This window comes from Streptomyces sp. NPDC104313 (assembly GCF_055583985.1).
The window spans coordinates 188473-200637 of sequence record NZ_JBVJMW010000005.1 but is presented as its reverse complement, the minus strand read 5'-3'; the positions used below and the strand labels follow the sequence as shown (position 1 = coordinate 200637).

The window sequence follows — 12165 nt, the reverse complement described above, 5'->3', positions numbered from 1 at the left end:
GTTCCGCGGCTCCACCCAAGGTGCAAGCCGAACCCCCTGATCCGGGGCGCCTCCAGGGGCATACCCCGTCAGGGGCTATCGGCGAACCTCTCAGGTTCCGATGACAGATGGGGAGGATTCGTCCTGACGTCGTCATGCCCTGGAGCCGTATCCATGAGCACTGCCCCCCGTCTCACCGCCCTCGACGCTTCGCACCGCGCGCTCGGCGCCACCATGACCGACTTCGCGGGCTGGGACATGCCCCTGCGGTACGCCAGTGAGCGCGACGAGCACAACGCCGTCCGCACCCGGGCCGGCCTCTTCGACCTGTCGCACATGGGCGAGATCACCGTCACCGGGCCCGAGGCCGCCGCCTTCCTGAGCTACGCGCTGGTGGGCAACATCGCTACCGTCGGCAACGGCCGGGCCCGCTACACGATGATCGTCCAGGAGGACGGCGGCATCGTGGACGACCTGATCGTCTACCGCCTCGGTGGGACGGAGTACATGGTCGTCGCCAACGCGGGCAACGCCCAGATCGTGCTGGACGCGCTGACCGCCCGCGTCGGGGGCTTCGACGCCGAGGTACGTGACGACCGGGACGCCTACGCGCTGCTCGCGGTCCAGGGCCCCGAGTCGCCCGCCATCATGAAGGCCGTCACCGACGCCGACCTGGACGGGCTGAAGTACTACGCGGGCCTGCCGGGCACGGTCGCCGGGGTCCCGGCGCTCATCGCCCGCACCGGCTACACCGGCGAGGACGGCTTCGAGCTGTTCGTCGCCCCCGAGCACGCCGAGCGGCTGTGGCGGGCGCTGACCGAGGCCGGCTCCCCGTACGGCCTGATCCCCTGCGGGCTCTCCTGCCGGGACACGCTGCGTCTGGAGGCGGGCATGCCGCTGTACGGGCACGAGCTGACGACCGCGCTCACCCCGTTCGACGCGGGCCTGGGCCGGGTCGTGAAGTTCGAGAAGGAGGGCGACTTCGTCGGGCGCGCGGCCCTGACCGCCGCCGCCGAGCGCGCCGGGACCGCCCCGCCGCGCAAGCTCGTGGGCCTGATCGCCGAGGGCCGCCGGGTCCCGCGCGCGGGCTTCCCCGTCGTCGCCGACGGCAAGGTGATCGGCGAGGTCACCTCCGGCGCCCCGTCCCCGACCCTGGGCAAGCCGATCGCCATGGCCTACGTGGACGCGGCCTTCGCCGCGCCGGGCACCGAGGGCGTGGGCGTGGACATCCGCGGCACGCACGAGCCGTACGAGGTCGTCGCGCTGCCGTTCTACAAGCGCCAGAAGTGATACCCCCGGGGAACCCGGGCCTTCTCACCACGCGCAGGCGTCACGGAAGTGACGTACCTCCGTCTCACACCGTAAGACCACCGTTCATCAGCACTCCCCCGCGTACAGGAGAATTCAGGTCATGAGCAACCCCCAGCAGCTGCGGTACAGCAAGGAGCACGAGTGGCTGTCGGCCCTCGAGGACGGCGTCGCCACCATCGGCATCACGGAGTACGCGGCCAACGCGCTCGGTGACGTCGTCTTCGCGCAGCTCCCGGAGGTCGGCGACGCGGTGACCGCGGGCGAGACCTGCGGCGAACTGGAGTCGACCAAGTCCGTCAGCGATCTGTACTCGCCGGTGACCGGTGAGGTGACGGCGGCCAACCAGGACGTCGTGGACGACCCCTCGCTGGTGAACTCCGCTCCCTTCGAGGGCGGCTGGCTGTTCAAGGTGCGCGTCGCGGAGGAGCCGGCCGACCTGCTCTCCGCCGACGAGTACACCGCGTTCTCCGGCAACTGAGACCTTAAGGGACCCCCTGATGTCGCTTCTGAACTCCTCCCTCCACGAGCTGGACCCGGACGTCGCCGCCGCCGTCGACGCCGAGCTCCACCGTCAGCAGTCCACCCTCGAAATGATCGCCTCGGAGAACTTCGCTCCGGTCGCCGTCATGGAGGCGCAGGGCTCCGTCCTCACCAACAAGTACGCCGAGGGCTACCCGGGCCGCCGCTACTACGGTGGCTGTGAGCACGTCGACGTCGTCGAGCAGATCGCGATCGACCGGGTCAAGGCCCTGTTCGGGGCCGAGGCCGCGAACGTGCAGCCGCACTCCGGCGCCCAGGCGAACGCCGCCGCGATGTTCGCGCTGCTGAAGCCGGGCGACACGATCATGGGCCTGAACCTGGCCCACGGCGGTCACCTGACCCACGGCATGAAGATCAACTTCTCCGGCAAGCTCTACAACGTGGTCCCGTACCACGTCGACGAGAGCGGCACCGTGGACATGGAGGAGGTCGAGCGCCTCGCCAAGGAGTCCCAGCCGAAGCTGATCGTGGCCGGCTGGTCCGCCTACCCGCGCCAGCTGGACTTCGCCGCCTTCCGCCGCATCGCGGACGAGGTCGGCGCCTACCTGATGGTCGACATGGCGCACTTCGCGGGCCTGGTCGCGGCCGGTCTGCACCCCAACCCGGTGCCGCACGCCCACGTCGTCACCACCACCACGCACAAGACCCTCGGCGGTCCGCGCGGCGGCGTGATCCTCTCCACCCAGGAACTCGCCAAGAAGATCAACTCGGCGGTCTTCCCGGGTCAGCAGGGCGGCCCGCTGGAGCATGTGATCGCGGCCAAGGCGGTCTCGTTCAAGATCGCGGCGGGCGAGGAGTTCAAGGAGCGCCAGCAGCGCACCCTGGACGGCGCGCGGATCCTGGCCGAGCGCCTCATCCAGCCGGACGTCACCGAGGTGGGCGTCTCCGTCCTCTCCGGCGGCACCGATGTGCACCTGGTCCTGGTCGACCTGCGCAACTCGGAGCTGGACGGCCAACAGGCCGAGGACCGGCTCCACGAGCTGGGCATCACGGTCAACCGGAACGCCATCCCGAACGACCCGCGCCCCCCGATGGTCACCTCCGGCCTGCGGATCGGCACCCCGGCGCTGGCCACCCGCGGCTTCGGCACCGAGGAGTTCACCGAGGTCGCGGAGATCATCGCCGCCGCGCTCAAGCCGTCCTACGACGCGGACGACCTCAAGGCCCGCGTGTTCGCGCTGGCCGAGAAGTTCCCGCTGTACCCCGGCCTGAAGTAACACCTGGCCTGCGGTTCTGCACGTTCGGGCGGGGCACCGCGCACACTGAACAGAGTGAGCGCGGTGCCCCGACCCGTGTCCCCCGCTCCACCCTTCGCCCTCTTTACCCTCTTTGCCCCGCGGACCCCACCCCGGCCCGTTCCGCACCACCCGGCCCGTTCACGCACCACCCAGGCAGACAACGGCGTCTTCCAACCCCAAGGAGTACTCCCGTGGCCATCTCGGTCTTCGACCTCTTCTCGGTCGGCATCGGCCCGTCCAGCTCCCACACGGTGGGCCCGATGCGCGCCGCCCGGATGTTCGCGCGCCGCCTGAAGAACGAGGGCCTGCTCGCGCACACCGCCTCGATACGGGCCGAGCTGTACGGTTCCCTCGGCGCGACCGGCCACGGGCACGGCACGCCCAAGGCGGTCCTGCTCGGCCTGGAGGGCGAGTCGCCCCAGACCGTGAACGTGGAGACGGCCGACGCCCGGGTGGAGGAGATCCGCGCCGAAGGCCGGATCAATCTGCTGGGCATGCACGAGATCCCGTTCGACTTCGACGAGGACCTGGTCCTGCACCGCCGCAAGGCGCTCCCGTACCACGCCAACGGCATGACGATCCTCGCGTACGACACCGAGGGCGCATCGGTCCTGGAGAAGACGTACTACTCGGTCGGCGGCGGCTTCGTCGTCGACGAGGACGCGGTGGCCGGGGAGAACCCGATCGTCCCGGACGACACGGTCCTCAAACACCCCTTCCGCACGGGCGACGAACTGCTGCGCCTCTCCCGCGAGACCGGCCTGTCCATCTCCTCGATGATGCTGGAGAACGAGCTGGCCTGGCGCACCGAGGCGGAGATCCGCTCCGGGCTGCTGGACATCTGGCGCGTCATGCAGGCCTGCGTCTCGCGCGGTATGTCCCGCGAGGGCATCCTCCCCGGCGGCCTCAAGGTCCGCCGCCGCGCCGCGAACTCGGCCCGCCAGCTGCGTGCCGAGGGCGATCCGCAGGCCCACGCGATGGAGTGGATCACCCTGTACGCGATGGCGGTCAACGAGGAGAACGCGGCGGGCGGCCGCGTGGTCACCGCCCCCACCAACGGCGCCGCGGGCATCATCCCCGCCGTTCTGCACTACTACATGAACTTCGCGGCCGGCGGCTGCACCGAGACCGAGAAGGAGGACAGCGTCGTGCGCTTCCTCCTCGCGGCCGGTGCGATCGGCCTGCTGTTCAAGGAGAACGCCTCGATCTCCGGCGCCGAGGTCGGCTGTCAGGGCGAGGTCGGCTCCGCCTGCTCGATGGCGGCCGGCGCCCTGGCAGAGGTCCTCGGCGGCTCCCCCGAGCAGGTGGAGAACGCCGCCGAGATCGGCATGGAACACAACCTGGGCCTGACCTGCGACCCGGTCGGCGGCCTCGTCCAGATCCCCTGCATCGAGCGCAACGGCATGGCGGCGGTGAAGGCGGTCACCGCGGCGCGGATGGCGCTGCGGGGCGACGGCAGCCACAAGGTCTCCCTCGACAAGGTCATCAAGACCATGAAGGAGACCGGGGCCGACATGAGCGTCAAGTACAAGGAGACGGCTCGGGGCGGGCTCGCGGTGAACATCATCGAGTGCTGAGCGCGTAGGCCCTGAACAGCACTTTCTATCTTCCAGTGCTGTTCAGGGCTTTCCCCGCTCACATGGCGGAAGGCCCCGTCCTGATATCGGACCCCGAAGACCTCCTGATGCTCTGTGGCCCCGGCGTACGCATCATCAAGGCCTGACCGCGAGGCCGCGCCTCGACCCACCCCTCGCCCGAATCAGAGCGCTGTGCGAAAGACCTCGGGCGGTAGCCCTCCTCGGCGGCCGCGCTGCCGCTCGTCGCAAAACCGGCGGGCATCGGCGGGCATCGGCGCCAGAAGCACCCGTCCTCGGGCGCCGGACCATGCCCGGCGCCTACCCCGACACGGGGGCTTCGCCGGAGACGGCGATGCCTGCCTCGCGGAAATCGACCAGGGTGGAGGCGACGGTGTCGGGGGCGACGCCGACGGAGTGGTCCAGGCGTACGCGTGCGCGAAAGCCGGCCTTCACCGCGTCCAGCGCCGTGGCGCGCACGCAGTGGTCCGTGGCGATGCCCACCACGTCGACGTCCTCGACCCCTCGGGCGCGCAGCCAGTCCGCCAGGGGCGTGCCCTGCTCGTCGGCGCCTTCGAAGCCGCTCTTGGAGGAGCTGTGGGCGCCTTTGAAGAAGACGGCGTCGACCTTGCCGCCAGTGACGGCGGGCGCGAAGTGCGGGTGGAACTCCCCGCCCTCGTCCCCGGCCACGCAGTGCACGGGGAAGCTGTCCTTGAAGTCCGGGTTCTCCGAGAAGTGTCCTCCCGGGTCGATGTGGTGATCGCGGGTGGCCACGACGTACTGGTAGTCGCGGCCCGCGCTCCGCTCCACCAGGTCGGCGATCTTCGTCGCGATCCGCGCGCCGCCCGCCACGGGAACGCTGCCTCCTTCACAGAAGTCGTTCTGCACGTCTACGACGATCAAGCCTCGGCTCATGGACGAGCCTCCTTCACCAATGTCTCGGAACAGCGGTCACAACCGCTGCGGCCTGTCGCGGCACCGGGCACGCGGAGCGCGGTGGCATGACGACCGCGGCGGCCCTTCCGTGTTCTACCGGTCCCGGGTCACCGGTTCGTACCCGACGGCCGCTTCTCACCCGCTCGGACGCGGACGTTCACCGCAGGAACGATTCGCGAGCGCCCGGAGCCCTCGGCCGCGAGGTAGGCGGCGGTCACCGCGCAGGCCCCTGGGGTGTCCCGGCGGTCATGAGCCGCCGGGGCGCCCGCTACCGCCCCCCGCGCGCCCGCTCCTTCGCCAGCCACGGTCCGAACTCGCCCTCCAGAACCAGCCGTCCGAGCTTGCGGTACTCCTGGAGCACCGACGTGACGACCTGGTCCATGTCCAGCGGCGCCCCCGACTCGGCCGCGAGGTAGGCGGCGGTCACCGCGCAGGCCCGGATCGACCCGCCGGCCAGCTCGAAGCGGTCCGCGCAGAACTCCAGGTCGAGCGCGGCGTCGCGCGGGATCGCCGGGCCCAGGCAGCGGTCCCACAGGGCCAGGCGCTGCCGGGGGTCGGGCATCGGGAAGTCGGCGATCACGTCGAGGCGGCGGGTGAACGCCTCGTCGAGGTTGGCCCGCAGATTGGTGGTGAGCACGGCGATGCCGTCGAAGGACTCCATACGCTGGAGGAGGTAGGCCGACTCCAGGTTGGCGTGCTTGTCGTGGGAGTCCTTGACCTGGGAGCGCTTGCCGAAGATCGCGTCGGCCTCGTCGAACAGCAGGATGCCGTTGACGTCGGACGCCTCGACGAAGATCCGCTCCAGGTTCTTCTCGGTCTCCCCGATGTACTTGTCCACCACCGTGGACAGGTCCACGACGTAGAGCTCCATGCCCAGTTCGGCGGCGATCACCTCGGCGGACATGGTCTTACCCGTGCCGGACTCCCCGGCGAACAGGGCGATGACGCCCCTCCCCCGGCCGCCGCCCGGTCGCATCCGCCACTTTCCGAGCACCGTCTCGCGGTGGCGGGCGCGCAGGGCGAGTTCGCCGAGCTGTGTGCGGGTCGCCGGGGGCAGCACCAGGTCGTCCCAGCCGACCGCGGGCTCGATGCGGCGGGCGAGCCGTTCCAGGCCCGCGCCGTTCTGGGCGCGTACCGCCGTACGCAGGTCCTGCGGGGTCACCGGCCGCTGCTCGATGACGGCCAGCCGGGACGCGACGGTCGTCGCCCTGCGCAGCTGGTCGGAGTCGAGCCGGTAGGCGGCGGCGGACTCGATGAGGGCGTCGTCGGCCGACGCGTCCGCGGCGGACAGACCGACCGTCCGGCCCGCGTCGGCGAGCGCGCGCCGCCATTGGCGCCCGGCGCCGTCGGGGCCGGGGTGCGGCACGGTGACGGGCACCGGGCTCTCCGCCGTCCACAGCGGGTCCCAGTTCTTCTTCCCGTACGCGATCAGCGGCGTGGAGCCGAGCGCCGCGCACAGGGAGCCGAGCACCCGGGCCCCCTCGGGGCGTTCGGGGGCGAGCTTTTCCAGCGGGCCGAGGATCACCCCGGCACGGCCGAGGCGGGCCTCGGTCGCCAGGGCCCGTACGAGCGGGGCCGGTTCGGGGGCGGTGGCGAGCGCCGCGACGTCGACGACCAGCGGACGCCGGCCGGCCGCCGCCAGCGCCTCGACCGCGAGACCGTGCGGATCGCCGCCCCGGTCGAGCAGGTGCACCAGGCCGCTCCCCGTGCCGAGGGCCGCCGCGACCCGGGAGACCTCGGGGCGCTCGTCCGACTCCCGGGGGTGCGCGGCCTCCTGGACGAGCCCGCGCAGCCGGCCGTCGGTCTCGTCGTCGCCGAGGAGATGAGCGGTGACCCGGTCCGGTACGCGCAGGGTCCGGGAGAGCAGCGGGCGCTCGCCGTCCGTGATCTCCAGCAGCCCGCCCGCGACGAGCGGGGCGGACGGCGTGAACCGGAAGCGGCCGGGGCCGGCGGTGGGCAGCCCGCAGAGTTCCAGGGCCAGGCCGATGGTGGGACGCCGGCGGGTGAGGTCGTCGTTGAGGTAGCCGTACAGCCGCTCGAACCGGATATCGATGTCCGGGGCCATGGCGACCAGCAGGAGTTCGACGTCCAGCGGGGCGAGACCGAAACGGTCGGCCAGCCGGCCGAGCCGGCTCCCGGCCGGGGCGTCCGGCAAGGCTCCGTCCTCGTACGCCGGTACGCGCGTGAAGGCGTCGCGGTCCTCCAGGATCCGTGCCGCGCCCTCGGGGGTGAGGTACTGCCCCCGGTAGGGGTCGTCGGGGTCCGGGTCGACGGCCCGGCGTGCCGCGACGGCCTCGCGGACCCGCTGCTCGACGCGGCCGAGCCGCTCCCAGAGTTCCTCGACGCCGGTCATGGGGCCATGACCGTGGAGCTGTTGTGGTGCCAGGGTCATCGTGCCGCGTTCCCCCGCTTGCGCCGGCCGGGCGGCAACTGCCGTTCACGGGGCGCGGCGAAGCCCTGCCCGCCCGGGTCGGACGCTCCGTCGTAGCGCAGGCGCCGGCCGGGGCCGCCGTCGTCGCCGTCCAGGTGGGGTGCGGTCTTCATCACGAGTCCTTCGGTGACGGGCGGGCCCGCGGGGGTGCTCATCCCGGCCAGCGGTGCGACGACCCGCAGGTCGATCCCGGCCTTCAGCTCGCCGCCGAGCGCGGACCAGACGTCCGAGGCGGACGGTCCGCCGGCTCCCGGCCCCGCCGCCTCCAGCGCCACGGTCAGGCCGAGTTCGGCGAGGCTTCCGGTGTGCATCCGGGCGGGCAGCACGTCGGAGCGGACGAGGGCACGCAACACCTCGGAGAGCAGCCGGTGTTCGTCCTGCGGACGGTTGGTCCAGGCGGTGACCAGATAGGTCAGCTCGAACCAGCGGGGCGGGGTCCGCCAGCCGGTGACGACACCCTCCTCGTCGTGCGTCTCGGTCGTGCCGGTGCGCCGCCTGCCCGCGTCCTCGCGGATGCCGTGCAGGAAGACGCTGATGGTCGGGGCGTTGCGGCGGGCGGACCAGTCCTTCGTCGGGGCGTCGAAGACCAGGTCGACGCCGCTGTCCTCCAGTCCGGCCTCGGCCAGCAGCAGCCGCAGCCCCTCGTCGACCTCGTGGATCATCGGCGGACCACCTCGTCCGGCGGGGTGATGGTGCCGAGCACCACCAGGAAGTCCGTCTTCACCGGGCTGAACCCGGGGCCCTTCGCGATGATCGTGCGCGGCCCGGTCCGGTCCTTGGCCAGGATGAGGAGCTGGGCGATGAACGTACCGTCGCCGAGCGGCCGGGTCGGGGCGGCGGCGGCGGTGATCCCCGGCCTCCAGCTGAGGGCGACGGGCGCGCCGGGCGGGAAGTCCTTGCCCCGTACGGAGGTGACGAAGCCGGGCTTGCCGACGGCGGGCAGCGCGATGATGCGGGGCTGGAGGATGCGCAGCGGGATCCGGGAGACGTTGTCGCGGAGGCCGGCGTCGGTGCCCGTGGTGGTGAGCTGTGCGGTGATCGTCGTACGGAGGGCCTTGTCCGGCGACAGGACGACGCTGAGGACGGTGGACGCGCCGGGCGCGAGGTCGGGGAGTGTGCACGTGCCGCGGGCGCAGCCCGCGGGGAGCGGTCCGGCGGGGATGCCTCCGGGCAGTCCGAGCTTCAGCCGGAGTCCGGTGGCGAGCGCGTTCCTGCCGTTGCGGACGGTGTACGTCACCACGACCTTGCCGCCGACGTAGCCGGGGCTGGGCTGGGCCCGCACGGTGACGCCGGGTCCGGCCTCGGGGGCGGGCGGCAGCGGTGCGGGGGCCGGCGGTGGGGGCGGCGTGGTCATCGGCGGCGGGGTGGGCGCGGTCGTCGTCGGGGTCGGGGACGGCGTAGTGGGAGTGGGGGTCGGGGACGGCGTGGTGGGGGTCGGGGTCGGGGACGGCGTAGTGGGAGTGGGGGTCGGGGACGGCGTGGTGGGGGTCGGGGTCGGGGACGGCGTGGTGGGGGTCGGGGTCGGAGTGGGGGTCGGGGTCGGCACGTCCTTGACCGGGACGATCGTTCCGGTGGCGTTGTCCGTGGGGTTGGGGTCCAGGACGGCCCCGGTGACGGACCAGTTGATCCGCTGGTCGCCGGTGGTCACGCCGGTCAGCCGGGCCGTGATCGTCACGTCGGTCCCGGGCGGGACGATGCCGAGGTCGCACTGGGGCGTACCGGCGGCGCAGGTCCCGGCGTCGGTGGTCAGCTCCTCCAGCCGTACGCCGGGCGGGGCGTCGACGGTGAGCAGGGTGCCGGGCGAGGGCGAGGGGCCCCGGTTGGTGACGGTGATCGCCACCTCGGTGGACGAGCCGACCTCCACGGGGTCCCCGGTGGGCGGCGCGGTCAGCGACAGGTCGACCGACTGCTGGTAGGCGGGCTCCTTCTGCCGTCCGTTGTGCGTGTTGTCGAGGGGTGCCACATCGCCGGAAGCGATGTCGAGGACGGAGAGCTGCTCCATGGAGTTCGCGGGGAACTCCCGGCGCGAGGTGAACAGGAGCTTGCTGCCGTCGGGCGAGAAGGCCACGTCACGCGGCTGGTGGGGGCCGGTCACGGAGGTGTCGGGGATCGGCAGGTCGCAGCCGTCGGGGTTGTCCTTCTGGACGGAGGGCAGCACGACCCGGCAGCCGCCGCCGCGCAGGGGCTTGATGAGGACCCCGGCCTGATGGTTGACCCGGCCGCCGCCGTCCTTGCGGTTGAAGGCCACCTTCTTGCCGTCCGGGGAGAACGCGGGGCTGTCGTCGATGACTTCGCAGTCGCCGGGGCAGATGGTGGCGCTCAGGTCCCGCTGCCGGTCGAGGTCCTCCACCGGCACGACCCAGATGTGCTTGTTGGCGCCGTTGCCGTTGATGACCTGACTGCGGGTGAAGGCGAGGTTGACGCCGTCGGACGACCAGGTCGGCTGGGCGTCGTCGCCCGTCCGCTGGCCCTCGGGCGGCCGGATCTCGTCGAGGATCGCGCCGGTGGCGACGTCGGCGACGAGGATGCGGCTCGGACCCGCCGCGTCCCCGACGCCGCCGGGCGAGGTCCGGGTGAACGCGAGCTTGGTGCCGTCGGGCGAGAAGGTGGGGTCGGTGTCCCAGTCGTCGGGGCCGCGCCCGTCGAGCGGCAGCGGCGCCTCGTTCGTGCCGTCGGCGTCGGCCATCCAGATCCGCTCGATCCGCCCGTTGTCGCCGTCCTCGAAGCGGGTGACGACGATGCTCCGGCCGTCGGGCGTGTAGTTCTGCCGCTCGTGCCAGGGGTCGTACCCGTCGGCGGGCCTGAACAGGGGGTTCTTGGCGTGGTCCAGGTTCGTACGGGCCGCCGGGTCCTCCTTCAGGATGGTGAGGTGCAGGTCGCGCGGGTCGGAACCGTCCTGGCGGACGTCCTGGAGCGTCACGATGTACGCCGCCGACAGCGGGCCTTGCGGCTTCGCGGTGATCCGGGGGACGACGACGGTCCCGGCCGGTGCGAACCAGGTGGGCGGTCCCACCTCGCGGTTCTCGTTGACCAGTTGGTCCGGCGCCTCGTCGCCCTCGAACGCGGTCACCCGGTAGACGTGGTCGAAGTCGTCGCAGCCGCAGGTGTGGTAAGGGCTGAGGAAGACGATGTCGTTGCCGTCGGGCAGCCAGGAGGCCGAGCGGGTGCCCCATTCGGCGTGTGCTCCGGTCAGCAGCGGCCGGTCGGTCCCGATGCCCTGGGTGGCCCGCAGTTCGGTGCCGTCGTCGACGTTCGGGTCGGGGTTCGTGGTGAGGGTGTAAGCGACGAGGCCCCGGCGGGCGTCGTCGTCCACCGGGTTCCAGGACGGCTCGGTGGCGTCGCCCGCCGGTCCGTCGCTGATCCGGGTCCGCGGTCCGCCGGCGACGGCCTGCTCGAATATCTGCCATCCCCGCAGGGCGTCGCCGTCGCAGGCGTACGCGATCCTCGTGCCGTCCGGGGACCAGGTCGGGGACTCCTCGTTGTCCGGGGTGTCGCTGAGCCGGCGCAGGTCCGAACCGTCGACGCCGATCGACCACAGGTCGCGCTGGACCGTGCCGCCGGGTCCGGGCTCCGCCGAGTCGAAGACCACGGTCCGCCCGTCCGGGGAGAGTTCGGGGTGGGCCGCGTCCCGGTCGGTGGTGAGCCGGCGCACCGAACCGTCCGCGCCGCGCACGTACACCTGGGGACGGGCGCTGTCACGCAGGCTGGTGAAGACCAGGACGTTCCCGCGGGCGGAGGGGTCCTGGTCGTAGTGGGCGGGGCCGTCGCCGAACAGCGGGTCGGTGGTGTCCGTGTCGTTGGCCCGCCCCAGGCTGCGGTGCTCGGTGCCGGCGAAGGCGACGCGCCCCGCCTGGAGCGGTTCCGCGTCCGCCGCGGCGGCGACGGCCCCGGCGGCCGCGTGCGGGGCGGCGGCCGAGCCGACCAGCAGCAGCGGTGCCAACAGCACCACCGCGCCGGTCAGTCGGCCCAGCCGGGAATGCTTTGCCGGGCCAGCAGTGCCGGTCACGGCCCACCTCACAGTCTGTCGATGACTCTCCACCGGCCAGCTTCGCCCCCGCGCGGGGGCGAAGGACAGGCCGCGAGTACCCGTGACGGGGGAAGCGATCGCTGCCCTTTGCGGCGGTGGGCGCACCCATGTCCGGGGCACCGGGTCGGT

General features: G+C 72.3%; 8 protein-coding genes. 4 read left to right on the top strand and 4 right to left on the bottom strand.

The window, feature by feature from the left end:
• Positions 1-153 precede the first annotated feature (153 nt).
• The 4 genes from gcvT to ACZ60Q_RS14370 all read left to right on the top strand — a co-directional run bounded on the left by gcvT (position 154) and on the right by ACZ60Q_RS14370 (position 4645).
• A complete protein-coding gene (gcvT, locus tag ACZ60Q_RS14385) occupies positions 154-1269 on the top strand; it encodes a glycine cleavage system aminomethyltransferase GcvT (protein ID WP_469633206.1) in 1116 nt (371 codons plus the stop codon).
• 121 nt (positions 1270-1390) lie between these two features.
• The gene (gene gcvH / locus ACZ60Q_RS14380) at positions 1391-1768 is read left to right on the top strand and encodes a glycine cleavage system protein GcvH (RefSeq protein WP_469633204.1); all 378 of its coding nucleotides are present in this window, start codon (positions 1391-1393) and stop codon (positions 1766-1768) included.
• A gap of 19 nt (positions 1769-1787) precedes the next feature.
• Entirely contained in the window at positions 1788-3047 is a 1260-nt protein-coding gene (gene glyA / locus ACZ60Q_RS14375; RefSeq protein ID WP_469633200.1) for a serine hydroxymethyltransferase, read from the top strand.
• Positions 3048-3259: 212 nt separating this feature from the next.
• A complete protein-coding gene (locus ACZ60Q_RS14370) occupies positions 3260-4645 on the top strand; it encodes an L-serine ammonia-lyase (protein WP_469633199.1) in 1386 nt (461 codons plus the stop codon).
• Positions 4646-4963: 318 nt separating this feature from the next.
• On the opposite strand, the gene ACZ60Q_RS14365 is transcribed toward ACZ60Q_RS14370, so the two are convergent.
• The 4 genes from ACZ60Q_RS14365 to ACZ60Q_RS14350 form a co-directional block, all read right to left on the bottom strand.
• Positions 4964-5557 carry an isochorismatase family protein gene (locus tag ACZ60Q_RS14365; protein WP_469633197.1) on the bottom strand — a complete coding sequence of 198 codons (594 nt, stop codon included), beginning with the start codon at positions 5555-5557 and terminating at the stop codon, positions 4964-4966.
• A gap of 289 nt (positions 5558-5846) precedes the next feature.
• On the bottom strand, positions 5847-7970 hold the full coding sequence (locus ACZ60Q_RS14360; RefSeq protein WP_469633194.1) for an ATP-binding protein: 2124 nt from the start codon (positions 7968-7970) through the stop codon (positions 5847-5849).
• On the bottom strand, positions 7967-8671 hold the full coding sequence (locus tag ACZ60Q_RS14355; protein ID WP_469633191.1) for a Pvc16 family protein: 705 nt from the start codon (positions 8669-8671) through the stop codon (positions 7967-7969). Before ACZ60Q_RS14355 ends, ACZ60Q_RS14360 begins: the two co-directional genes overlap by 4 nt.
• The gene (locus ACZ60Q_RS14350; protein WP_469633188.1) at positions 8668-12015 is read right to left on the bottom strand and encodes a hypothetical protein; all 3348 of its coding nucleotides are present in this window, start codon (positions 12013-12015) and stop codon (positions 8668-8670) included. The genes ACZ60Q_RS14355 and ACZ60Q_RS14350 overlap by 4 nt, the downstream gene beginning before the upstream one ends.
• Between the last annotated feature and the right edge of the window lie 150 nt (positions 12016-12165).